The 24859-nt window shown below is 52.2% G+C and carries 20 protein-coding genes and 1 other RNA gene; 8 read left to right on the forward strand and 13 right to left on the reverse strand.

All coding sequences use genetic code 11. The features are described from left to right. Positions 1 to 85 precede the first annotated feature (85 nt). Positions 86 to 1558 (forward strand): RIP metalloprotease RseP, encoded by a 1473-nt coding sequence (rseP, locus tag QET93_RS08245; protein WP_280125675.1) that lies wholly within the window; start codon positions 86 to 88, stop codon positions 1556 to 1558. 28 nt (positions 1559 to 1586) lie between these two features. Next, positions 1587 to 2186, forward strand: coding sequence for a LysE family translocator (locus QET93_RS08250; RefSeq protein WP_280125676.1), 600 nt, complete (start codon positions 1587 to 1589; stop codon positions 2184 to 2186). A gap of 94 nt (positions 2187 to 2280) precedes the next feature. On the opposite strand, the gene QET93_RS08255 is transcribed toward QET93_RS08250, so the two are convergent. Further along, positions 2281 to 3234 (reverse strand): hypothetical protein, encoded by a 954-nt coding sequence (locus QET93_RS08255; protein ID WP_280125677.1) that lies wholly within the window; start codon positions 3232 to 3234, stop codon positions 2281 to 2283. A gap of 200 nt (positions 3235 to 3434) precedes the next feature. On the opposite strand from QET93_RS08255, the gene QET93_RS08260 reads away from it, so the two are divergent. Both QET93_RS08260 and ilvB read left to right on the forward strand, forming a co-directional pair. Beyond that, positions 3435 to 5672, forward strand: coding sequence for an inorganic phosphate transporter (locus QET93_RS08260; RefSeq protein ID WP_280131575.1), 2238 nt, complete (start codon positions 3435 to 3437; stop codon positions 5670 to 5672). Between the two features lie 647 nt (positions 5673 to 6319). Beyond that, positions 6320 to 8173, forward strand: coding sequence for a biosynthetic-type acetolactate synthase large subunit (gene ilvB, locus QET93_RS08265; RefSeq protein ID WP_280131574.1), 1854 nt, complete (start codon positions 6320 to 6322; stop codon positions 8171 to 8173). Positions 8174 to 8374: 201 nt separating this feature from the next. On the opposite strand, the gene QET93_RS08270 is transcribed toward ilvB, so the two are convergent. Next, positions 8375 to 9355, reverse strand: a complete 981-nt coding sequence (locus QET93_RS08270) for a metallophosphoesterase family protein (protein WP_345786079.1) — start codon at positions 9353 to 9355, stop codon at positions 8375 to 8377. Between the two features lie 537 nt (positions 9356 to 9892). On the opposite strand from QET93_RS08270, the gene QET93_RS08275 reads away from it, so the two are divergent. Continuing rightward, a complete protein-coding gene (locus QET93_RS08275; protein ID WP_280131572.1) occupies positions 9893 to 10855 on the forward strand; it encodes a hypothetical protein in 963 nt (320 codons plus the stop codon). 72 nt (positions 10856 to 10927) lie between these two features. Here QET93_RS08275 and mdtD read toward each other — a convergent pair whose 3' ends face one another. The 3 genes from mdtD to cysK all read right to left on the reverse strand — a co-directional run bounded on the left by mdtD (position 10928) and on the right by cysK (position 14826). Next, on the reverse strand, positions 10928 to 12334 hold the full coding sequence (mdtD, locus tag QET93_RS08280) for a multidrug transporter subunit MdtD (RefSeq protein ID WP_280131571.1): 1407 nt from the start codon (positions 12332 to 12334) through the stop codon (positions 10928 to 10930). Between the two features lie 179 nt (positions 12335 to 12513). Next, on the reverse strand, positions 12514 to 13785 hold the full coding sequence (locus tag QET93_RS08285) for an O-acetylhomoserine aminocarboxypropyltransferase/cysteine synthase (protein ID WP_280125683.1): 1272 nt from the start codon (positions 13783 to 13785) through the stop codon (positions 12514 to 12516). A gap of 39 nt (positions 13786 to 13824) precedes the next feature. Beyond that, positions 13825 to 14826 carry a cysteine synthase A gene (gene cysK / locus QET93_RS08290; RefSeq protein WP_280131570.1) on the reverse strand — a complete coding sequence of 334 codons (1002 nt, stop codon included), beginning with the start codon at positions 14824 to 14826 and terminating at the stop codon, positions 13825 to 13827. A 138-nt stretch (positions 14827 to 14964) separates the two neighbouring features. Here cysK and QET93_RS08295 point away from each other — a divergent pair, with 138 nt between their 5' ends. Together QET93_RS08295 and QET93_RS08300 are read left to right on the forward strand one after the other, a co-directional pair. Then, the gene (locus QET93_RS08295) at positions 14965 to 15378 is read left to right on the forward strand and encodes an Rrf2 family transcriptional regulator (protein WP_280125685.1); all 414 of its coding nucleotides are present in this window, start codon (positions 14965 to 14967) and stop codon (positions 15376 to 15378) included. A 20-nt stretch (positions 15379 to 15398) separates the two neighbouring features. Then, positions 15399 to 15722 carry a hypothetical protein gene (locus QET93_RS08300; protein WP_280131569.1) on the forward strand — a complete coding sequence of 108 codons (324 nt, stop codon included), beginning with the start codon at positions 15399 to 15401 and terminating at the stop codon, positions 15720 to 15722. Between the two features lie 31 nt (positions 15723 to 15753). Here the strand turns inward: QET93_RS08300 and QET93_RS08305 are convergent, their stop codons facing one another. The 5 genes from QET93_RS08305 to QET93_RS08325 form a co-directional block, all read right to left on the reverse strand. Then, positions 15754 to 16614 carry a metallophosphoesterase gene (locus QET93_RS08305; protein ID WP_280131568.1) on the reverse strand — a complete coding sequence of 287 codons (861 nt, stop codon included), beginning with the start codon at positions 16612 to 16614 and terminating at the stop codon, positions 15754 to 15756. 39 nt (positions 16615 to 16653) lie between these two features. Further along, an RNA gene (gene rnpB / locus QET93_RS08310) (RNase P RNA component class A) lies at positions 16654 to 17053 on the reverse strand. A 65-nt stretch (positions 17054 to 17118) separates the two neighbouring features. Then, positions 17119 to 18360 (reverse strand): N-acetylmuramoyl-L-alanine amidase, encoded by a 1242-nt coding sequence (locus QET93_RS08315; RefSeq protein WP_280131567.1) that lies wholly within the window; start codon positions 18358 to 18360, stop codon positions 17119 to 17121. Between the two features lie 15 nt (positions 18361 to 18375). Next, positions 18376 to 19749 (reverse strand): exodeoxyribonuclease VII large subunit, encoded by a 1374-nt coding sequence (gene xseA, locus QET93_RS08320; RefSeq protein WP_280131566.1) that lies wholly within the window; start codon positions 19747 to 19749, stop codon positions 18376 to 18378. A gap of 10 nt (positions 19750 to 19759) precedes the next feature. Beyond that, a complete protein-coding gene (locus tag QET93_RS08325) occupies positions 19760 to 21925 on the reverse strand; it encodes an AMP-binding protein (RefSeq protein WP_280131565.1) in 2166 nt (721 codons plus the stop codon). A gap of 307 nt (positions 21926 to 22232) precedes the next feature. Here QET93_RS08325 and QET93_RS08330 point away from each other — a divergent pair, with 307 nt between their 5' ends. Then, complete coding sequence (locus QET93_RS08330) at positions 22233 to 23177, forward strand: peptidylprolyl isomerase (protein ID WP_280131564.1); 945 nt, start codon at positions 22233 to 22235, stop codon at positions 23175 to 23177. 88 nt (positions 23178 to 23265) lie between these two features. On the opposite strand, the gene QET93_RS08335 is transcribed toward QET93_RS08330, so the two are convergent. The 3 genes from QET93_RS08335 to QET93_RS08345 all read right to left on the reverse strand — a co-directional run bounded on the left by QET93_RS08335 (position 23266) and on the right by QET93_RS08345 (position 24649). Further along, the gene (locus QET93_RS08335; RefSeq protein WP_280125692.1) at positions 23266 to 23541 is read right to left on the reverse strand and encodes a hypothetical protein; all 276 of its coding nucleotides are present in this window, start codon (positions 23539 to 23541) and stop codon (positions 23266 to 23268) included. A gap of 18 nt (positions 23542 to 23559) precedes the next feature. Next, positions 23560 to 23856, reverse strand: a complete 297-nt coding sequence (locus QET93_RS08340; RefSeq protein ID WP_280125693.1) for a MarR family winged helix-turn-helix transcriptional regulator — start codon at positions 23854 to 23856, stop codon at positions 23560 to 23562. A gap of 187 nt (positions 23857 to 24043) precedes the next feature. Next, entirely contained in the window at positions 24044 to 24649 is a 606-nt protein-coding gene (locus QET93_RS08345) for a hypothetical protein (protein WP_280125694.1), read from the reverse strand. Between the last annotated feature and the right edge of the window lie 210 nt (positions 24650 to 24859).

Below are 24859 nucleotides of genomic sequence, written 5' to 3' on the forward strand. Positions count from 1 at the left end.
GGAAAGACATGTCATTGACGGAATGGCGTGGATGGGGCTTGCCCAGCTGGAAAAATGTCAGTAAGTACGGGTTTTACATTTTTTTATGTTGAATACAATTTTATCAGGTCTGGGTACTGCCGGGGTTATCGTTATTGTGATCCTGTTGTTCAATTTCATGATTTTTGTTCATGAACTGGGACACTTTTTTGCTGCGCGGTGGAGGGGAATGTATGTGGACCGGTTCCAGATTTGGTTTGGCAAGCCATTGTGGAAGAAGACGATCAATGGCGTGCAATGGGGACTGGGGTGGATCCCTGCCGGCGGATTTGTGTCGCTGCCCCAGATGGCGCCGATGGAGGCGATCGAAGGAGAGGTGGAACTTCCCAAGGATTTGAAGCCGGTAACGGCTCTGGACAAGATTATTGTAGCGGCTGCCGGACCGGTTTCCTCGTTTTTGCTGGCGGTGGCGTTTGCTCTGGTGGTATGGGGATTGGGTAAACCGGGCGTAGAGTTTCCTGTGACGACTGTTGGGTATATTCCTGCCGATTCTCCGGCTGCTGCATCGGGATTGAAGCCGGGTGACAAGATTCTGGAGATTGACGGTAATCCTGTAACGCAGTGGACTGGTAATATGGAGGGGGTACGGGAACGTATTATGCTGGGTGAAGGGACGAAGATCCGTTTCCTTGTCCAGCGTCCCGGTGTGGACAAACCGCTTGAATTCGAGAGTGGGTTCAAAATTCCTGAAACCAGATGGTGGCAGAGAAGCGCAATGCGTCAGATAGGGATCCTGCCTGCCGGTTCCTGTGTGGTCGGTGAAGTCGTGGCGGGAAGTCCGGCGGAGAAGGCCGGTTTGAAGTCGGGAGATGTTCTGATGGCATTGAACGGTGAGAAGTTGTGGAGCCCGGCGGCAGTTGCGTTATCGGCAAAGGCAGGCGTTCCGATGAAGTTGACCGTGCGCCATGCTGACGGCAAGGAGTCTATCGCGGATGTGACCCCTGAAATTCCCGCGAATTGGAAGGGACATTCCGAGGCGCGGGCCATTACGGGAATTCAGTGGAAGTTGGGAGATGAGATCAGGGAGACGACTTTATATCCGACTCCCTGGGAACAGGTCGGACAGAGTTTGAAATGGATGGGGGATACGATGAAGAAGGTTTTTGCCCCCAATAGCGATATAAGTATGGAGCACCTGAGCGGTCCTATCGGTATTGCCGGGTATTTTTACAATATGCTTCAGACGGATGGAGGCTGGAAACTGGCGTTGTGGTTTGCCGTAGTTTTGAATATCAATCTGGCTGTCTTGAATATTCTGCCTCTGCCCGTGGTGGATGGCGGACACGTTGTTCTGGGGACGGCGGAGATTTTACTGAAGCGTCCGGTGAGCGGACGGATCCTGGATTTTGTGCAGACGGGGTTTGTGTTCCTGTTGATGGGCTTTTTCCTGTTCGTATCGTTCAAGGATGTGGGGGATTTCTTCAAGCCGTCTGATGCTGAAAAGGAATTGCCGGCTCCTGTGTTTGCTGCGGTGGCCGGATCTATCTCTTCGGGAACGGCTTCTGTTTCCCAAGATTGATTGTCAGGATTTTTGGGATTGAATCTCAATGAGTTCTCTCGTCTATTCGTTCGCCGTTTATACCGTTCTGTCGCAGTTTACGCCCGGCCCCAATAATTTGATGGCTATGGCGAACGCCTCCCGCCATGGTGTAGAGGGTACCCGTCGATTCACGATTGGGGTTGTGTTGGCCAATGTCGTGTTTCTGTCGGTATGTTGCCTGGCGCAGGAGTATCTGCGCCGTCTGATTCCTGAACTGGGACCGTGGATGAAGTGGGCTTCCTGTGCCTACATGGTTTTCCTCGGGATCATGATTGCCAAGGATGCCGGAAAAGGCGGGAATGGGGAATTGCCTTCCTTTTCCATCAACACGGTGTTCAAAGGGTTTATTTTGCAGACAATCAACCCGAAACTGATTCTTTTTTGCCTGACGGTTGCCGGAGGATATCTTATTCCTATTGCAGACGGTCATCCGTGGATTCTTGTTCTGTTGATTGCGTTTATGGGAGGTTCGGCCTACGTGGCGAATACGATGTGGGCTGTTTTTGGTGCCGGAATCGACCGTTTCCTGTCAAAGTTCAGGAAGGAAATCGATTGGGCGATGGCTATTCTTGTCCTGTTGTGCGCTATTGAGATGGCGACATTCTAATAAAAAAACCGCAAGGACAAAGATTCCCCTGCGGTTGGAAGTTGTGAATGATGGAGGGCGGTCGTCTTTGGTCCCTCCGATGTTTGTCAGGGGTTTATTCCAGCTTTTTCCAGGGAAGGGCGGCAAGGAGATCGTCATACCCCAGTCCTGTACCTTCCGGGACGGTGATGACGGGAGCAAGACCGCCCAAGGCTTCGATGAAGGCATCTTTTTTGAAGAGGAGATGAGTGCAGAGTCCGCAGAGGGGGATTTCTTCGCTGGGAGTGTCCTGATAGTATTGAGCTGCCGTGTAGGTGGCCCACAGCTGTCCGATGGGATGGTCCATGAACGAGGTGAAGACATGTTTCCCCGAGCCGGGAGACGGCATTTTTTCCCGTGCAGGTTTGATGATGCGGATGGGAGGGGACGTTGTATCCAAATGAGGCTGGTGGTCCAGGTCGGAGCCTTGATCGTAGGCTAAGCGCATGCCTTCCGACATGAGGCGGGACCAGCTTTCGCGGGTGTAGGGGCAAGGATCTTCGACGAAGTCGACCAGCTGCCGCAGGGAAGGGGACATCTCCCTCCAGAATTCATCGGCTTCCCGTTCGTTCAAACTGGAGTTGAAGTCGATTCTCCAACGCCAGTTCGGGGCGATGGATGCCAAAGTGGCAAGTCGTTCCAAGGTAGATTTCGGGCTCGACATCGCTTTGAGCTTACCGGCTCGGAAGCCATTGATACCCATGATGCGGACGGAAGCCGGGCTGACACACGGCGGCAGGGTTGCGTGGCTCTCCGGAATATTCAGTCCGTGCAGGAGGTTGATTCCCTTGTGCCGGGCGTCTGCATCGACATTGGCGCATTTCAAGGCACGCTTGCCGAGAGTAAGAGGGGAGCCTGCTTTGAGTGCTTCCAGTTCTTCATCAAGAGTCGCATCACCGAGTTCGGGCCAGGGATGGATACATCCCACGCCTCCTTCGTCCGTCATGATCAGGGCACCATACCTGTGGAATTCTGCTGCATGGGCATTCAATTGCCCTTCGGCGATCAATGAGTAAATATGGTAAAACACAGTTCTCCAATTACCATATATAAAAGAATTTGTCACGATTAAAAGGAAATCTGATGAGAGAGAATATCTGAATCCGTTCGTTTCTCCGTTAAAAACCCGGTGGGGAATTTTCTGAAAATTATCGCCAAACGTGACGATTTCGTGTAAAACCTCCGTGGCGTTGCACGCGGATGCCCTCCGCCCGCCAAAACCACTACCATATGGACACAATATATTGGATTATCATGATCGCATTGATGCTTCTGGCATCGTTCGATCTTATCAATGGAGTTGCCAACGATGCGGTCAACTTCCTGAATTCGGCTATAGGTTCCAAAGCGGCACCTGTGCGCGTGATTCTGACGGTTGCATCGATCGGCGTTTTGATTGGCGCTGTTCTTTCGAGCGGCATGATGGAAATTGCCCGAAGCGGGATTTTCAATCCCGGCATGTTCACCTTCCATGAGGTCATGTTCCTGTTTCTCGGGGTGATGATTGCCGAGGTGATTTTGCTGGATACCTTTAATACGTTCGGGTTGCCGACTTCGACGACGGTTTCGCTCGTTTTCGGATTGCTGGGATCGTCGGTGGCAACGTCCCTCTTCAAGATTTATTCCGATAGCGGCAAGAATGCTCTTGGGCTTTTAGAATATATCAATACGGACAAGTGCATTGAAATTATCAGCGGTATTCTGCTCTCTGTCGTCATTGCTTTTACCGTGGGCACCATTGTGATGTGGGTATCCCGCCTTGCCTTTTCTTTCCGCTATCAGAAACCGTTCCTCTGGGTTGGTTCCCTGTGGTGTGGTTTGGGAATGACGGCGATTTGTTATTTCGCTCTGTTCAAGGGTATGAAGAGCATGCCGATCATGAATCCGGAGTTCCTGGCGATGCTGGACAAAAACATGGGGATTTCCCTTCTGTTGACTTTCATCGGATGTTCCGCATTCATGGCTATCCTGCAGCATCTCTTCATGGTGAATATTTTGAAACTGACCGTTCTTGCTGGTACTTTTTCCCTGGCACTAGCTTTTGCCGGCAATGACCTTGTGAACTTCATCGGCGTTTTCATGGGAGGGCTTGGCGCGTTTCAGATTGCTATGGACCATGTGGCGGCAGGCGGCAGCCTTGCAGGACTGCATATGGGGCAGCTTGCCGGAGAGGCTCATGCGAATCCAATGATTTTGCTGACAGCCGGAGGCATTATGGTCCTAGCTCTTTGGTTTTCCAAGAAAGCCCGTAGCGTCATTGCTACGGGTGTCGAATTGTCCCGTCAGGGAGATGGAGGCATTGAACGTTTTGGTTCCGTGCCGCCGGCACGCGCAATTGTCCGTTCGGCCATTGCAATGGGAGCGGGAGTGAAGAAGTTGATTCCAGGGCGTATGCTCGTCCGGATAAACCACCGCTGGAATCCGGCCCCTATTCCGCTGGAATCCAAAGACCGGGTGGCATTTGACTTGATCCGGGCAACGGTGAATTTGACGGTGGCCGCCATGCTGATTACTTGGGCGACATCCTACAAACTGCCATTGTCCACAACGTATGTAACCTTCATGGTTGCCATGGGGTCTTCATTGGCTGACAAAGCCTGGGGCCGTGAAAGCGCCGTGTACCGGGTAACGGGGGTTTTGACGGTGATTTCCGGTTGGTTCATGACGGGGCTTGCCGCGTTTACCATGGCCGGCATCATGGCGATCATTCTTCACTACGGGCAGGGATATGCTATTTTCCCCATGCTGGCATTGACAGTGTTTATCTTGGTGAAATCCGCCGTGTTGCACCGCCATCGCGAGAGCAAGTTCTCCCAGGAACGTTTCGATGAAATTACGGAAGACAACATCATCGACGTTTGCAACAAGCAGGTATCCGACAGTGTGAGCACACTGACGAAAATTTATTCCGAAACCCTGGATGCCTTGATCCAGCAGGATCGCAAGGCTCTGAAAGAACTGGCCTCCGATGCGGAGGATCTGGCGACGACCAGCAAGGAACACCACAAGTACGACATCCTTCCGGTACTTTACAAGATGCAGTCCCGCTCGCTGGATACCGGCTATCATTTCGTCCAGGCACTGGATCATTTGAATGAGGCTGTGGCAAGCCTCCAACAGTTTACCGATTTTATTTTCTCCTATGTGGACAACAATCACACGCCGTTGACGGTTGACCAGACGTCTGATTTGAAAGAAGTGCATCAGGAGATGCTGAAACTGCTCAATGACGTGTCGCTGATGCTCAAGACGAGTAACTACTCCAAGTTCGACTTTACCGTGGTTGCCCAGGAGCAGTTGTTGCAATTGATTGCCCGTGCAACCAAGCGGCAGATCAAGCGTGCGCAGAGAAACCAGACGAGGACGCGTTCCTCGATTCTGTACCTCAATATGCTTCAGGAGATCCGTTTTATGGCTGTCCAGCTTAGAGCATTGGCCAATGACCAGCGCAATTTTGTGACGGCTTGATTTCAGTTGAGAATCCTGTTTTTCACAAGGGGTGTTCCATACGATAGATGGGACACCTCTTGTTTTTCCCCGGCTCTGGCAGGCTTTTCAGAAGGTAGACGTACGATTCTCCTGGAAATGTATGACAAATACATTAGCTTTATGAAATTTTTTGAAAGGTTCATTCCGATACTACGTATTTATGGATGAAGAGACGCCCCACGAAAGAGAATGAATTAAAGAGAGAGAATCATTCTTTAACAGTAGGTGTTTTTCATAGGTAGTAGTAGCTGAGTCTCAGTTGTAAGAAATTGCAACTGAGACTCTTTCTATTGTTGAGAATGACTTTTCCTTCGAGCCTGGCGAATTCCCATGTTTCGCCCGGACTGTATGGGTAAAGCAAAAGCCAATCGTCTCTTGCCCTGATGCAATGTCGTAGCAGCCCCCGTCACTGGAGTTGAGGTGTGGCCGGGCGAAGAAATCGTCAAGTCATACAGGTACGCTTTTTCCGGTAGGATGGAGTGGGTACTTTCTTCTTAGTGAGGAGGATAAGGGATATCATACGGGAAGGTAAAGGATAGGACAGAAAAGGCTTTTCTTTTGGGGGGCTTTGCGATACAGTATTTGCTCCGATATATTATTGGTTATTAACTCCATTATAATCTGCCATGAGCAAAAACGATACACACAACACCTGTCCTGCTGAAAAACAAATGACTGGAGCTGAAGTCCTAGTCGCTTGCCTAGTCCGCGAAGGTGTCGATGTCGTCTTTGCCTATCCGGGAGGTGCCAGTATGCCGATGCACCAGGCTCTCAGCCATGAACCGCGCATTCGTACGATTCTTCCCCGGCATGAACAAGGCGGCAGCTTTGCTGCGGAAGGGTATGGTCGCGTAACCGGCAAGCCCGGTGTGTGCATTTCCACTTCCGGCCCTGGGGCTACGAACATGATTACCGCTATTGCGGACGCCTATCTGGATTCAACTCCTCTGGTTGCCATTACCGCACAGGTGATGACCAGTCTGATTGGGCGCGGCGCTTTCCAGGAAACCGACGTGTTCGGCATGACGGCTCCAATCGTCAAGCATAGCTATTTGGTGACTGATCCGAACGAAATCCCTCGTGTACTCAAGGAAGCTTTTCATATTGCCCAGACGGGACGTCCCGGTCCTGTGGTGATTGATATGCCGAAAGATTGCCAGGAAAAATTGATTACTCCGGATTTCGATCAGCCGATGGATCTTCCTGGCTATCATCCGGTTCCTCCCTGTCCGTCGGAACGTCTCAAAACGATTATTTCCTTATTGCTTGAGGCCAAGCGTCCGGTGATTTATGCCGGCGGTGGTATCATTTCCGCCGATGCCTCCGGCGAGTTGCTCGAATTTGCCGAATTGGCGCAGATTCCGGTTGCAACGACGCTGATGGGCGTGGGGGCTTTTCCGGAAACGCACGATCTTTCACTGCGTTGGCTGGGTATGCACGGTGCCGTGTTTGCCAACAATGCGGTGAATGAAGCCGATGTGGTTATTGCTCTTGGAGCGCGTTTCGATGACCGGGTGACTGGTAGTGTGGCTCAGTTCTGTCCCAATGCTACGATTATTCATATTGATATTGACGCCAGCGAAATCAATAAGAACAAGGTGGTTCAGTACCCGTTCCGGGCCGATGTCAAACAGGCTTTGCAGGTGTTGATCGACGGCTTGAAAGATGCCGGTTGCCAGCGAAAGAGTTCTGGCTTCGACCGTAATCCCGACTGGTTCACGATCATCGACGAATGGAAGAAGCTTTGTCCTTTCACCTATGAAGAGCGTTCCGGGTATATTTCTCCCCAGTACGTGATTGAAGAATTATACAATCAGACGGCCGGTCTGGATCCCATTATCGCTACCGGGGTGGGCCAGCACCAGATGTTTGCGGCGCAGTTCTTCAAGTTTGCCAAGCCTCGGCGGTTGGCAACTTCCGGAGGGCTTGGCTCCATGGGATATGGACTTCCTGCCGCAATGGGAGCCCAGATGGCTTTCCCGGACAAGCTTGTCATCAATATCGATGGTGACGGTTCTATTTTGATGAATATTCAGGAACTGGCGACGATTCATGTGGAGCGCATGCCTGTCAAATGTATTATTCTGAATAACCAGCACCTTGGGATGGTGGTGCAGTGGGAAGATTTGAAGTACGATTCCAACCGTGCCCAGACCTTCCTGGCCGACCCTCATGACCAGTATGATCCTACCCACCACACCGAGGAGGTCATTTATCCCGATTTTCCCACGGTATGTGCCGGATTCGGCATTAAATGCGAACGTGTTGTGGACAAGGCTGAATTACCGGCTGCTATCAAACGCATGGTGGAAACGCCCGGTCCGTACGTACTTGATGTCATGATCCCTCATGATGTCCATGTCTTGCCGATTATTCCGGGAGGCATGTCCTACAAAGATGTCATTCTGGAACGTATCGCCGGAGACGGAACGGGTAAGAAGGCTTCCGATCTCGGCAAGGAAATCCCGACGGCTCTGTAAAGGGCCTCTCAAATAACGGTTTGTAGAATTCAATCAATCCCCTCTTTCTTTCTCCATGGAAAGGGGGGATTTTATTGTTATGATGTTTAGGGAGGGCGTTTTGAGGCGGTCCCCCCCCCCTCCTAAAGGGAGGTCGGATAAAACAATGAAAATCCTCTCATGCCGTCGGACTGAGAGGATTCTTTTCTGAAAACGGAACAATCAATTTTTCTTTTTCACAAAATCCGCAGGATAACTGATTTTGTTGATGATTTCATCGTTTTTTAGCCGTATCCAGGTTTTGAATCCTTTTTCTCCTTCGGTCAATTCAATAACTCGGGCGCCGTTTGCCAGATTGTTGTAAACGGTATTGCCTCCAGTGTAACGGCCATATGCCAGCAGGATGCCTTTCCAATCGACAGCATAATCATTGTCATGGTCGTGGCCGACAAATATCCCCAGGATGTCCCTCATTTCTTTCATGGAGGCAAACAGGCCGGAGTTGAGCTGGGGAGCGCAGATTTTTTCCTTACGCGTACCTACCAGGATGGCTGTTTCATCCGAGGCGGCTTGGCTGTATTCCGGTAACGGGATGTGAAAGAATGCCAGCGAGGGCAGAGGAGTACCTCCGTTTTGCTGAGTGTAGCGAGCGCTGTTGTTGCGATACCACTGAATTTGGTCGAATTTGATGTAATCGTAACCTCCTATTCCTTTGAGTTGTGAATTGGAGTGAGAGTCGAAACCGTACAGAACGGCTGTATCTTTTTTATTATCGGAAGATTTAATCGGCAGAACGAAATTGGTGACACCGGAGAGGCTATCGACGGTGGAAGTCATGTTGTACGGTACGGATTCGATGATCCTGAACAGTTGCTCCCGTGACAATCCCTGCTCGTTGTCATGGTTGCCAAATGTCATGGCAAAGGGAATCTTGCGCTTGGAGGGCAGATCCAGGATCGTCCGGAATCCTTCTTCCGCCGGCTTTCCGAAGATAACATCCCCCGTGAAGACGACCAAATCGGGTTTTTCCGTGTCCAGGACTTCATTGATTCTCTCTATGGCAATACTCGATTTCGGATTGTTGTAAATGTAATGAACATCGGTAAACTGGACAATTTTGAATTTGCCGTCTTCATTGAATTTCAGCGAGGGACTTAATGCTTGGGCAATAGGAAGAATTCCCAGCAGGAGAAGCATCCCCATAAATGCGGATTTTGTTTTCATGATCAATGTTTTTGAAGGACAATGGCTTTTTTACATGTTAATTGATGGTAATGTCGAATTGGTCATACTGTTCCGTTCACCCAGGCATTGTCGGCTAAACTGGCGAATGCTGGTAAAAGGCGCCGGATTGTGTTGTAAAAAAATCAGAAATAGTCCAATCTTACCCATATAAATTTATGATTGTTCCGATAGGATGTCAAGTCAAATGACAGTGGCATCATTACGTTGCTTACAGATGAGGTGGCAGTGCCTCTTAAATCGATTATCCCAGCATCACGGTAAAATATCGTTGGCAAAAAAGATTAAAGGTCTTCAACCGGAACTTGATCAAACTGTTGCATCTGGAACTTGTCCTCGAAACCTCAATTTTTGATTGATTTTGATTATCAATCAGTTCCAAGAAAATAAATTTTAGAATCCATATTGAATTGAAATTTTGAAATAATATGTTTAATTGTTTGTATCGATTTTTTCTGAAGGCAATCGATTGAACTATTAACCAGTATGATCCAGTCTATGAACTATTATTCTCTTGCGAAGACGCTTATTTGTACGGCCATAGTAACGGGCGGTACCGCTTATGCCGGGACGAATGCAACGATTGTTACCTACCAGTCGCCGCAACCCGTATCCAAGCTATTGGTGCCGGTGATACCCAAGGCAGGGACGAATCCATTCCAGGGTTCGGTAAGCGTAGGCTATGCAACAAAATATACGTCTCGTGGCTTGGCATTCAAGGACTCGGGGAGCGATAACGTTATTCCGGTGGAACTTCTGGGTAAATATCAGATCAACGACAAGTGCGCGGCGATTGCAGGTATCAAATATGTCTGGATGACAGCCAATCGGTTTGATCATGGTCGCGCGAATACGGGAGTGACGGATGAAGGTTCTGCTTTTATTGGAGGCGAGCACAAGTGGAACGATAAACTGACAACGTCCCTCTACTATTCGTTTGTCAATGGAGGGATTCCCGGATCCTTGAATGATTATGGTGCCAGAAAGGATAGTTCCGGCTTCATTTTCAATAGTTCAAAGTTGGAGGAGCATAGTGTCGTTGCCAATATTCATTACGATTTCGACAAGGCGGAGAACGGGTGGTTTGTCAATTCGAACGTGCGGTATACGTTTCGATGGATGTCCGGTTGGTGGTTCGCCAATACATTGGGATACCAGTATGAAATGACCCCGCAGATGTCACTGGTCGTCTCGGGCACGTGGAATGCTACAGCGGGGTATTTTGCCGGCAGTTCATTGAATGCGAATGGTACTCAGGGAATTTCCCTGGATGTGGCGTTGCCGCTTAAAACTACTCAAAACGTGACAGTAAGACCGTTTGTCAGCGCTCTCTGGCTGGGTAACGGCGGTATGGCAGCCAATCACCGTGGTGCAACGGAAAGAAAGCCGTACCACAAGGTGACGCAGGTGTACCGCAATTTTACACCTGTGTTCGGTGTAAACGTCATGTACAGTTTCTAACAGGCATTTCAAGATTCCTGTTCTATTCTACAGCCGTTTCGGAGGAGTTGTTTCCTCCGAAACGTTTTTTTGTCAATGCTGGCGTGCGGTTACGACGATTCCTTTGTTTTTATCGACAAAGGCGAAAATGATTGAACTGGCGAAAGAAAAGAATCCGATTGTCAGAAATGTTTTGTGGAAAGCTTGTAGGATGGAAGACGAACTGGTGTCTACTGCATTGCCATAGCCGTCCATAAGCAGGGAAGCGACGGCGATGCTGATGGCGATGGATAGTTGCATAATCATGGAGAGCAGGGAATTGCCGCTACTGGCGAACTCATCAGGCAAGTCAATGAGGGTGAGGGTATTCATGCAGGTAAACTGGATGGAATTGACCGTGCCGAGGAAGGCAAGCAGGAGGATGAGGATGATTTCCGGCGTAGCAGGAGAAATCCTGTAGAAGCACATGAGAAGGGAACCGATGAGCAATGTATTGGCAACCATGATGTTGCGGTAACCCAGGTGTCGGATCAATGGCGTAGCTATGGTTTTGGCAAGCAGATTGCACATAGCCAGCGGGATGAGCGAAAGTCCGGATTTGAAAGCAGAATATCCCATGCCTACCTGAAAGAAGAGAGGGATCAGATACGGCAGGCAGCTGCCCCCCAGACGACTGGCGAGGTTACCGGCGATTCCAATGGCAAAGTTACGGATGCGGAAAAGAGATGGGCTGAAAAGAGGAGTGTCTTTTCGCATGGAAAAAATCCAGTAGAAGATTTGCAGGAGTCCTCCGGCCGAGCACAGGATAGCCATCCTGGATTTATCGGCAAGTCCACCCTGTCCTTCGAGTCCCATGGAGACAAGTACGGCCGAGGCGGCAAAGACGAGGAAACCGGACCAGTCGAATTTCTGCTTTTTGACGGCAGTCAGGTTCGGCATGATCTTGAGTGTTGCCCAGAGGCCGACCAGTCCTACGGGAATGTTAATCAGGAAGATCCAGTGCCAAGTGGCATATTGGACAAGAACACCTCCCAGGACGGGACCGAGCAAGGGACCGAGGAGGCCGGGAATCGTGACAAAATTAAGGACTTTGAGGAACATCCATCGTGGATAGGACCTCAACACGACGAGTCGGCCTACCGGCATCAGGAAGGCCCCTCCGATACCCTGGATGATACGGGAAGATGTCATCATGCCGACTGAAGTGGAGAGCGCGGATAGCAGGGAGCCGAGCATGAAAAACGAGATGGCAAAGAGAAAAACTTTACGCGAACCGAATTTGTCCGAAATCCATCCCGATGCCGGGATCAGGATGCACACGGTGAGCATGTAGGCAATGACGATATTATGCAGTTTGAGCGGGTCACTGTGGAAACTGCGGGCGATTGACGGAATGGCCGTGTTGAGGATGGTGCCGTCCAGAAGCTGCATGAAAAATGCCGAAGCAACGAGCAGGGGCAGGTAACGCATGGCCTGGGGTGGCATTGGGAACTTGAACATAATTCCGGCGGCAGTATCGGTCTGAATGGAGGAGCGGATCAAGGGTGGTTCGTGTCTGACGAGGCGGAGGAGGAGTGTTTTCGTGTCAGCCTGCGGTTACGCAAGTAAAAAAATCCCCGGCTGTTGTTGCTCATAGGGAACGAAAACAGCCGGGGTGGGTGTGGAGGGAAAGATGCCTCTTAAAGAACCTCGTCCAAAGAGGCAATGATGTCGTCGATGTGTTCCAGACCGATCGACAGGCGCAGCAGTTCGGGGGTGATCCCGCAGTTTTGCAGGGCTTCTTCGGAGAGCTGTGAGTGGGTCGTGCTGGCGGGGTGGGCGATCAGGCTTTTGGCATCGCCAACATTGGCGAGGTGTGAGAAGAGTTTGATGTTGTCGATGATCTGCACGGCTTTCTCGTACCCTTCCTTGGGGCCGAAGACGACCATGCCTCCGAAGCCGTTCCTGAGGTATTTAGTGGCGATATGATATGATGGATCTTCTTCCAGGCCAGGGTAGCGGACCCATGCGACTTTGGGATGCTGCTGGAGGTGGCGTGCGACGGCCAGTGCGTTTTCCGAGTGTTTTCGTATGCGCAGGGGGAGGCTTTCTACTCCTTGCAGAAATTGCCAGGCTGAGTCGGGAGCAAGGGTTGCTCCGAGGTTGCGCAGGAGGACGGTTCTCATTCTCAGAATAAAAGCCAGAGGCTGGAGAACTCCCAGATCATGGGCGAAACGGAGGCCGTGGTATCCGTCGTCCGGCTCGTTGTAGAGAGCGAATTTGGGATCAGTCCAATCGAACTTGCCCGCATCGACGACGATGCCGCCTATGCCTGTTCCATGGCCTCCTATCCATTTGGTGAGCGAGTGGATAACGACATCTGCTCCATAGTCGATGGGACGGAGCAGGGTGGGGGGCGTGAAGGTGGAATCGACGATGAGGGGCAAATGATATTTTTTGGCTATGGCCGAGTAGCGTTCGATGTCCGCCGCATCAAGGGCGGGATTACCGATGACTTCAATGTAAAGTGCCCGTGTTTTCTCATTGATAGCGTCTTCCACGGCATTGAAGTCGTTGACTTTGATGAATTTTGTCGTGATGCCGTAGTTGGGCAGGATGGCATCGAACATGGTGTAGGTGCCGCCGTAGAGGTTGGAAGCGGCAACGAGTTCATCTCCGGCCTTGAGAATGTTCATGATCGTGTACTGGATGGCAGCCGTACCGGAGGCCAGAGAGAGGGCTCCGACGCCACCTTCCAGTGCGGCGATACGTTGTTCCAGTACATCGTTAGTGGGGTTCATCAGGCGGGCGTAGATGTTCCCCAGTTCTTTTAGTGCAAACAGGTTGGCCCCATGTTCGGCACTTTTGAAAACGTAGGAGGAAGTCCGGTATACGGGGACAGCCCGGGATAGGGTATCGCTTTCGACCGGTTGTCCGGCGTGGATGGCAAGTGTTTCTGGCTTGTAGTTCATTACAAATAGTGATAAGGTTAAAAGAACATTCAAAGGAATTTAACCGAGAAGTGCGGTTGTTTCTTCAGGAGTGATGGAGGTGACGGCCAAGTGCTCTGCAGCATTGCGGGAGTCTTCGGCAAGTGGTGTGGAGAGATAGCGCTCCGTAGCGGAAGCTCCGATGGCGACAATGTTTTTACCGGAGTATTCCGGCAATGAGGCCAGTTTCAGGGCCGCAGCAACGGTAGCTCCTGTCGAAATTCCTGCTGGTATCCCTTCGATGGTTGCCAGATTACGGGCTGTCGTAAGGGCTTCGTTGTCCGTGATGGCAAGCACTTCGTCAAGAACGGACAGATCAAGGTTACCGGGAATGAATCCTGCGCCGATCCCTTGGATTTTGTGAGGCCCCGGTGCTCCACCGGATATGACCGGACTGCCGGCAGGTTCAACTGCGATGATGCGAGCGCGTGTATGTTCCTTAAGGAATTTGCCCGTACCGCTGATCGTGCCGCCGGTCCCTACTCCCGCTATGAAAGCGGCTATGTTTCCATTGGTCGCATTCAGGATTTCCGGTCCGGTGGTACGGTAGTGGACCTTAGGGTTTTCAGGATTGTCGAACTGGCTTGGAATGAAGGCGTTACTTCCATATTGCTGCTTGAGTTTGCGGGCGATGGCGATAGAACCTTTCATGCCGAGGGAACCGGGTGTCAGGTAAATTTCGGCTCCCAGATGGAGCAGCAGGGTCCGGCGTTCCAGCGACATGGTTTCCGGCATTGTCAGGATCAGGCGGTAGCCTTTGGCGGCGGCAATGGCAGCCAGGGCGATACCCGTGTTTCCGGAGGTTGGTTCGATGATTGTGCCGCCCTGCTTCAGAAGACCCTGTTCTTCCGCTGATTCGATCATCGCCTTGGCTATTCGGTCCTTTACGCTGAATAGAGGATTGCGGAATTCAGCCTTGAGATAAACGGAGGCCCCGAGGTCTTGCGTCAGGCGGTTAAGCCTGACAAGAGGAGTATTCCCGACTGTGTCGAGAACCGATGGGTAGAGTGTGTTATTTGCCATGACTTAAAGTTGAGTATTTTGATTGATAAACTGGAGAACAGAGCTTTTTTGCCTGAGGCCAGAGAGAAAAGCAAGTAAAAATAGAGTAAATCTATTTTTTTTCTTCAGAATATGTAAAAACCAGTGTAAACCGATGGCATGAAGATCCCGCAGAAACTGGATTATGCCGTTCGAGTGATGGTGCAGCTGGCTCGCCGGTACGAACAGCCCGAATTGTCCCAGATAGACGTGTTGGGGGAAAGCGAGGCGATATCGGTTCATTTTCTTGCTCAGATACTGAACGAGTTGCGCAAATGCGGACTGGTGGAGAGCCGGAGGGGTAAGAACGGAGGGTATATTCTTGCCCATACCCCATCGTCGATTTCCCTTCTGGATGTGATTCATGCAATGGACGGAACGCTTCTCGCACATGACACGGCACAATCCGGTGAGTCTTCTCGTTCCGTCAGTGCGGCTTGGGAGAAACTTAATGCCGCAGCTGAACGCGAAGCCGGCAATATTACATTGGAGAATCTTGTCCATGATTCCCGGTTGCCCATGTTCTATATTTGAGTACAATGGCGACACGCATCATGAAAAGGAAGTTATTATTGTGTTCCGTTCTCGCCGGTTTGTTGGCAGGTTCTCTTGCCGCCCAGGAGCCTCATACTGACGGAATGACGGAACGTCAGGAGACTCCGGCTGCTGCCGAGGCCGGGCTGACGCCTGAGGAAGCAGCCCGGAAGGCCAAGGAGGAACGGTGGGATTTGATGCGCAAGATTTTCGGCTATTTTTTCCTGACCGTTTTGATTGTCTGGATGTTCTGGCCGAAAAAGCGCCATGAGGAGGAACTTGAGGATCTGGAACCGGCCGAGGATGAAACTACCGATGGTAATGATGAAGAATCACGATCCTAAGAGTACGTGAAAATTGAAGGAAGCGTTTCTGCTATTTGACGGAAGGAGCCGTCAGTTTCAGGCAGATGATTTGCGGCGGGCAGTAAATGCGGATGGGAAGGAGGCTGTACCCGATCCCGCGGGTGATGAGGATGGGATGACCGTCGATGTATTGCAGGCCGGAGATCACGTCATTATGTGGAATCTTGCCGATCAGGTCTCCCAATGGCCTGCCTCCCGGAAGGCAGATTTGCCCTCCATGCGTATGGCCTGAGACGGTTAGATTGACCCCGTCCGGGATAAGAGGGGCGATATTGTGGGAGTGGGACATGAGGATGTAGGGCATGTCTTTGCGTTCCCGTTTGGGTACTCCGTCCCTGATGACCATGGAACGTCGCGAAACGATGTCTCCCACTCCTCCAAGCTGGATGACGGCACCGTTTTTTCCGGTGATGGTTGTGGAACCCGGGTTGAAGACGCGGATGCCTGCTTTTTCCAGTTCTTTCTGGATGGCAGGCCATCCGTAATAAGTATCATGATTGCCGAGTACGGCATAGACTGGGGCTTTGCATTGTGCCAGCAGGGGAGCATAAACGGATGGAGCCATCGCGGACGATCCGTTGAAGCCGCTGGAGAAATCGCCGAGAAGGAGGACGGCATCCGGTTGTTGGGCATCGCAGATAGAAACGATCTTCAGAAGGAGGCTCTCGTCGCCGGGTGACAAATGGAGGTCGGAGATCAGGATGAGGCTTATTGATTTGTCCGTTCCCGTCCATTCCGGAATGTTCCATGTGAAGGATTCTTCCCTGATACTTAGCGAAGTAATCCATCCCCACAAGAAGATTGCTGCTATAATTGCCAATGTAATCCAAACTTTGCGAGAATAATGGGGGAGGGCAAATACGCGGAACATTGTCAAAGGCGGTAGAGGAGGGAATAAACGGAATAAGATTGCCGGCCAGGTTCTGTAAGCCAGATTCTGTCCACGTCTTTGCAGGCGCTGTGCGACCATTTTTCTCACCGGAAACCGGAGTTTCCGGCGCCCGCCCTTTTCAGGGGGCGGATGCGACTAATACCCGGAGATTCAGCGAGCAGGCTACTCTTCCCCTGTTTGTCTTGCATCGCGCGGGGTTTACCATGCCTCCTCGGTCACCCTTGGAGCGGTGAGCTCTTACCTCGCCTTTTCACCCTTACCCGGGCGAACCCGGGCGGTTTGTTTTCTGTGGCACTTTCCGTCCGGAAGGTCTTTGGACCTTCCGTCTCCCGCTTTCACGGGACACGCTGCCTTGTGATGTCCAGACTTTCCTCTATGCCTTCCCGAGAGAAGGTACAGCGGTCGCCCGAACCTGGCCGGCGCAACAGTTGATACCCGCTAGCCGGGACATGGTAAAGCACAAACTGGCTCTTTCGGTAGCGATCATGACGAAACGGCCTTTCCCGGGGCTGGGCGTTTTGAAACGAAGTAATTCCTGATACCGTCGGCGACGGAGCGAGCGTATTCCCGATAGATGGAGGGAAGCCTTTTTCCGGAAAAGTATTGGTAGCCGGCATAGTCGCCCATCACCATGCGACGTGCCGTGATGGAGTTGAGCATGGCATAAGGTTCGGTATAGATGACAGGACCGGGATAGAGGCAGTTTGCCAGGAGATTGCGGCACCAGAGGTAATCGTTGCCGGGGACTTCCTTGACTTTTTTGCTGGGAACGGCATACACGAATGGAGGGAGTTGCAGGCGCCGAACCATTGAGGCGGCTACATGAGCCGAGAGTTCCGCTTCGACGGGATGAACTTTACCCAGGAGTTTGGAAAGCATGCCCCGGCGCAATTCAGGATCGTCCAGTTCCTCGCGGGAGTAGGATCCGTTGAGGAGCAAATGGAGTTTGTCAACTGGCTTGGGGCCGGAACCGGCATCGAAGTGGATGCAGACGGTGAGATCGGGTTTGAACTCGCGGAGTTTGGCGGCGCGGGCATTGATTTCTACCCGGCGGACGAAAAACATGTCTGCTTCCCGTTGCAGGCTGGGAGTTACCTTGGTATTGCGCATTTTAGCAAGCCTTTTGGCAATGATTTCCGGGGTGAGGGTACTGACCGGCGTGGCGGAGTCGCGCAGGAGAAGGACATTCGCTCCCATGCCTTTGAGGTAGCGGGCGAGCAGTTCTGAGACGATGAGCGTGCTTGTGCCTTCGCGGACGGGATATTTGCCTTCGACGAGTGTTTCCCTCTGTTCACGGTAGGCCCACTTGCCGCCAAGATGTCCCGGATCAATGGCGATACGGACACCGTCGAGCGGTTTGCGTGATGTTTTCATTGGGGGGAGTTCCGACGGGGTTCTCCATGTTTTCCCAATGCCGGAGACCGGCGTATTCCATGGAATGAAACCATCGAACAGGGAGATGCCCCCCGATTTGGGAACAAGCCAGGAACGGCAATCCTCCGGATCGCAAAAAACGCGGTTCAGAATGCCGATGAGTTCCTGTTTGCTGGCATAGGGATTGCCGAGTGCCATGATTTCTTCCGGTGACGGACCACCGTAGGGGTAGAGGCGCTGGGAATCGTCTGCATCGGCTTGTCGGGCCGGGGCATGAACGGTCAGAAGCAGGACGGTGCACAGGAAGAGCAGACGCTTTTTGAAGCGGAGTGCGGGAGTACCGGGAACCATACCCGTTATGATGCCCTAAACTTTGCGGGCGTCAAGGGCTCCCTGATCCACCGTGATATGGAGAAGTTCACCGCAGGAAACGGCGTCGGGATTTCTTACAAGATTACCGGATTCCGTTCGGACAAGGGCGTATCCTCGGCGGAGGGTTTTCTCGGGGCTGGTTGCACGGATACGGGATTCCTGAAGGTCGATGGTAGCCTTGAGGGCTTGTAGTTTGTTGCGGACAGCTGTTTCGAGCTTTTGCCGCAGGACATCGAGTTGTTCTTTACGGTGTTCGTTCAGAATTTTGGGATGGCGGGATTTGATCTTAACTTCCAGGGCATCCAGCAGGTGGCTTTGCCGTGTCAGGCGGTTTCCGACGGATTCTCCTAGTTCATATTCGAGGGAGTCCAGTTCCTGGGCAAAGGGGGCGATCAAATCGGAGGGATGCGTCAATCGGCTGCGCTCATAGAATTCCAGATTGAGTCTGGCGCGGGAGAGCGTATGCGAAACCCTGGCCATTAGGGAACGCCGGGCCGTTTCGAGTTTCTGGAGAAGGGCTGGGCCGTCCGGTGTTGCGAGGACGGCAGCTGCCGTGGGGGTGGGGGCACGCAGGTCTGAGGCAAAGTCGGCAATGGTGAAGTCGATTTCATGCCCTACTCCGCTAATGACAGGGAGAGGACAGGCGACGATGGCTCGCGCGACGATTTCTTCGTTGAAGTTCCAGAGATCTTCAATGGAACCGCCGCCCCGGGCGACAATCAGGGTATCGATGGCGGGCAGTCCGTTGGAGGGAGCGTTGCCCCAGGCGCGGATAGCCGAGGCGATATGGACTTCCGCTCCTTCCCCCTGGACGGGGACCGGAATCAAATAGACGCGCACCCATGGGGCTCTCTCTTCAAAAATATGCCTCATGTCTTGCAGAGCGGCTCCTGTGGCGGAGGTGACCAGTCCGACAGCTTTCGGGAATGCGGGAATAGGTTTCTTGAGTTCGGGGGCGAAGAGGCCTTCGGCTTCCAGTTTCTGCTTCAATTCCATGAAGCGCATCTGGAGTTCCCCGATGCCGGATTCTTCCACCTTCGTCAGGTTCAACTGCACCTGTCCCCGTTTTTCATAGACTGAGGCTTCGCCAAAGACGCGCACCTTGAGCCCGTCGCGGAATTGGACTCGGCATGACGTAGCGCGGAAGCGGAAGAAGACACAGGAGATCTGCGCTCCAGCATCCTTCAGTGTAAAGTAGATGTGGCCGCTGGAGGGTATGCTGAGGTTGCTGATTTCGCCCTCGACCCATTGGGTGCCGACAGAAACGCGCACCGCATTGCCGATGCGGTCCATGAGCTGGGTGACCGATAGGGCGTTCCTGGCGGGATCGGGGGAGACGGAGCCCGGCTGTTGCAGGGAGAAAGCCATGGAGGGGGAATTAAATGTCGTGCTGGGTGAGCTTCAGGGCTTCGTAAGCGATTTGCTTGCACTTGGCCAGATCAAGCTTGCCCGTGGGCAGAATCGGGATTTCGTTGACGGGAATGATCTCCTTCGGACACCATATCGCCGGATTTCCTTGATCCAGAAGGGCATACCGTAACGACATGATTTGCTGGGGAATATACTCGCGAATGGTCGTGGAAAGCATGGCGATGGCCTCGCCTCTTTGCTGATCGGGGATGGAGACGACGGCTAGATGGCGTTCTTCATCTCCCGGATCCATATGGAAGGCTTGCATGAGGGCGGCTTCCACGACTTCGTGGGAAACCATTTCTCCGGCGATTTTCGAGAACCGCGCGAGTCTGCCTTCAATACGCAGGAACCCCTGCATGTCGCAGGAGCCGATATCTCCCGTACGGAACCATCCGTCCTGGAATATCTGGCGGTTGAGTTTCTCTTTGCCGAGGTAACCGCTAAAAATGTTGACCCCTTTCAGCCAGATCATCCCCTTGTAGTTCATGGGGAGGCGTTTGTCGCTGTATGGATCGGTGATGCGGACGGCAATTCCAGGCAGGCATTCTCCGACGGAGTTTTTTTTGAGTCCGGGGATGACGTGGGGAGAACCGGGAACGGGGTTCGGATTCTCGAAATTGACCGCACAGACGGGAGACGCCTCAGAAAGGCCATAGCCTTCCAGCGGAGTTACGGCAAATTTATCAGTGAAGGACTTGGCGAGATCCGCCGGAAGTTTTTCTGCTCCTACAATGAGGTACTGTACTCCGCTGAATGTGTCGGCTGGGCAACGACGCATGAATCCGCGCAGGAATGTGGGCGTTGAGACGACCAAGCCGGTATTATACAGCTTGATCAATTCTCCTAGACGCTTGGCTTCCACCGGGGAGGGGTAGGTGACGTAGTCGTGTCCGGCTATTAAAGGAAAGAAGAGCCCGATGGTAATACCGAAGCCGTGGAAAACGGGCAGGGAACTCAGGAAACGGCTTTTGGGTTTCAGGACAATTCGAGAGGCGCACTGGGCAATGTTGCCCATGATGTTGCGGTGGGAGAGAGGAACTCCCTTCGGTTCGCTGGATGAGCCGGAGGTAAAGAGGAGGATGGCCTCGTCTTCCGCTGAAAAGTCGTCGAGCTTCAACCATTTGATCAGCATGTGGGCCGGTGTGATGCGGGAGATGATGACCCAGCGGGCTACACTCTTGGAGATTCCCTGCAGTTCACGCTCAATGAAAATCAGGTCTCTCTGGGGCGGCCAGGGGAAAGCCTGGAGTTTGCGCATGAAGGTATCCGCCGTAATAAACCGTTCGATGCCCGATTGGACGACGGCACTTTTGAACGCGCTTTCCGAGTTGGCGTAGTTGATGTTGACGGGCACTTTGCCGGCGAAGATGCAGGCCAGGTTGGCGATGGTGGCACCCTTGCCAGGCGGAAGAATGATACCGATGCGGCGGTCGGAGGTAATTTGGGCCAGCCTTTTGGAAAAGGCGATGGAGGCGCCGAGGAGCTTGCCGAATGTGAGGGTGGAGTCGTCGATGCCGTCGATAATGCGGGCATCCATGTGCTGCTTCATTCCCGTAAGGATGGCAGCGGCCAGGGAGCCTTGCAATTGAGGAAGGGTGGCGAACTGGTCGGCGGAGGCTTCCATCCAGGCTTCGGCTGTTCGTGTAGCGATATCGGGTCCTTCCTCCAGCTTGGGGAGAATGGATATGTAGGTAGTCCCTTCAGATTCCGTAGGTACTTCAGCTTTCAGAATGGAGGATCCGTAATAGGCGACAAATACCGGAGTGGGAGGGATGTTGAAGTCTCCCAGGGCTTCTAGAATGTAGTCGGGGATATGGCAGAGGGAACCTTTGATTGAAGAGACAACGCCGGGAAGATAAATAATGGTTTTGTGGTCGGCGAGTTTTTCCTGGAGAAAATCCCGCAGTTTTTTTAGGTCGCTCATATCCACCCGGAAAGAAATGCCGGCGGAGGACTTTGCGTTCAGATAGTGTTCGACGGGAGAGTCCAGGGGGCATGTCTCTTCCATCAGGTAAAAGGCGTTGGCGGTTCCGACTTGTTTTTCAAGGGCGAGCAGAGCCTTGAGCGAAATTTTGTTGAGGATCAGGAAGTCTCCCTGTCCTGTCAGATTGTGTTGTCCTGTCAATGGCATGATGCAGATGTGGGGGAAAGTCGGTCTCGGGTCATTGTAACTGCATCCTGTGACAATTCAAGATGGAATGCCGGCGCATCCCGAATGACGGGGATGAAAAAAGACGGAGAATCGTGCTTGCCAAGGTCGTCCTCTCATGGCTTGATGCGGTAAGCCTGTTTCTGCATTAGCATTTATGATGACGAATCCATTCCGGAAGTTTGCCTTCAAACTCACATTTTATTCCTTATTTCTCCTTTATATAGTAGGGGATCTTTATGTATGGGACGGGTATCTTTCCGGGAGATTCCGGGCGCATTTCAAGCCGATGGACAACCCGTTCAACGATAATTCGGATGCGATCGCTCTCGTTTACGGGGAACCTATTACCAGAAACCAGCTTGAACGCCGCAAGGCGGAAATCGCCTACACGCGCGGATGGCGCCGGGGGTGGGATCCCACTTCGTCAGAAGTGTTGACTCCCCAGCAGCAGGAGACTTTGCGCATTCAGGCTATGTACGACTTGGTTGAAGCTGCCCTGTTGCGTTTGAAAACGCGTACCAATGACATGAGGCTGCCCGATCAGGGAGAATTGTCCGGCCGGTATTTTAAGGAGCTCCGAGCGCGTTTCCCAGAAGGGGAACAGGCGTTTCTTGAGGCGCTTCATGTGCAGGAACTAACTGATAAGGAGTTGGCTGACAAGATTACAGCTCGCTTGAAACAGCAGGCGATGCTAGTTCGGAGCATTGATGAGTCGGTGCCCGTGTCCGATACGGATCTCAAGGTTTATTATGATCGCGTCCGGGAAAAAATCAAGGTTCCCCGCCACCGTACGCTCAAACACATTTTCAAGGCGGGTCTGCACCATGATTCCAGTGAGGTCAAGCAGAAGATGGAGGCTGTGGCTGCCGAATTGCAAAGCGGAGTTTCATTTTCCGATCTGGCGGCAAGGCACAGTGAGGACACTGCCACCGCCAGGAAGGGCGGGGAACTGGGCGTGGTGACGGCAGACAGGAAGGATTTGCTGAAGGGTGTAGATTTATTTGCCCTCCCCGACGGCGAGCCAGTGCTGGTGGAAAGTCCTTTGGGCTGGCACATTTTCCAGGCCGGACCTGTTGTCGAGGAGAGAATCCCTTCTTTTGAAGAGGCAAAACCGACATTGAAGAGTGCGCTGGAGAGTGTTCGTCGTGATCGTGCGGCAAGTCTTTATGCCGATGAACTTCGGCGGGAGGCTCATGCCAAAAAGAGGATTATTGTTTCGGACGCAAAGTAGGTTTTTCCCTTTTTGACGGTTCCATGCAAACGCCCCCGGAGGAGACTTGTCCGCCGGGGGCGCGTTGTTGCGAATACGGGAACCGTACTCAAGTAGTTTGGGTGGGAGGCTCTTCGTTGGTTTCCGCTTGACGGAAAACAGGATTGGGTGGAGGCAGTGTCGCCAGGAGGTGGAGCAGGCTGTCCCTGTCCGTCCGGCGTTTTTTCTCGTTGTGTTCTTCCTCCTCCTGTTGAATGGCTGCAAGTTTGGTGTCTTCCACGAGGGCTTTGAATTTGTCCGCCTGGGAGTATTCTCCTGTTTCATTACGGAAGATGTCGGCGAGCCAGAGCCGTTTTTCCCTGATACTCAGAAGGTCGTTGTCCATGCTGTGCGACGGGGCGTTTTATCGATTGTTGTTGTCGTTGTTGTTTCGGAGCAGCCGGATGCAGATGGTATTGCCATTCTTCGTTGTGCGATAAACGTAGGGGCGTTCGTCTCCGAATTTACGGACGTATCCCTGGCCGATCAGATCCCTGAGGATATTCGTGACCGTATTGGGATGGAGCCCCGTATGCTCGACAATGGTGCTATGCCGGTGATGACCGGATACGATGGACAAGATCACCTGGGCGCTGCTGAGCCTGAAGTTTGCCAACCGGACATTGGAGGCAAAGTTCTGGATGCATTCGATGGCTTTCATATCGGTGTTTTTATTTGTGCCTCGGCATGAGGCCGTATTGTGGATAACTGCTTGTTCCGCGATGGGTGAAGATTGTTTATTCTCACCTTGTTCCCGTGTTATTCACAAGTTGTCCACAGTGCTTGAATATATTGTTTATTGTTGTTGGTTAGTGTATTATATTATGTTTTGATAGGAGTTGTTGCAATTATTCACATATCCGGCGCGGGTTATTCACACGGTTTCCGAGAATCCGCTTGAGCGGATGGGTATCGTTGGAATGTGACTGGACGGCATTGGTCGTGGCGGCCAGAGGCAGGATGACCTTGTGGAATTCCTGAGCAAGGCTTTGTCTGAGACTCTGGCTGGTAGTCAGAGGGACGGCGAGTTTTTCCGCCAGGTGGGTAACCAACGCTTCCGTGAAGAGCGGATCGAATAATTCTCCGTCTTCCAGATCGGCGATGTAGGAGATTCGGAGGCTGGAGGCACGCGCCAGGATCCGTCTTCCCTGGAGAGTCCAATCGTTGCAATCGACATCAAGTACGCGCAGGCAGTCTGATGGCAGATTGAACCGTGCCGCATAAGGCGAGTTGGTATCCATATCTGCTTCTGGGTACAGGGTGGTGCTGCGGGTGGCGAATGTCCACCTGGCGAGTGTCAGAGTTTCCCTTCGTGCCGGATGATAGTGGAGGTGGCAATAGCGTGCTGCCGACGATTGGTTGGGATTCAGCGATATCAAGGGTGCTTCGCCAATCCGGCTTAAGGCGGCGTTGCAAATGCCGAGTACGCTGTAGGGCGATTCTTCGTATTTCATAATGTTCTGTTGATCTCTTCCTTGACCGGAGACGGTGGGGGAACATTGACTTGGAACCCTCCGCGTTCCGGAATTCAGTCACTTTTACGGGAAAAAACAGAATTTGGCTTCTTGTATTCGAAGTGGGGAATACCTGCCTCCGGGGTGTTGTCTGCGGCACGTATTGCGCTGGTCTCAAATATGATGTGAAATTTGGAAAATATGGTTATT

Source organism: Akkermansia sp. N21116 (genome assembly GCF_029854705.2).
Taxonomy (GTDB): domain Bacteria; phylum Verrucomicrobiota; class Verrucomicrobiia; order Verrucomicrobiales; family Akkermansiaceae; genus Akkermansia.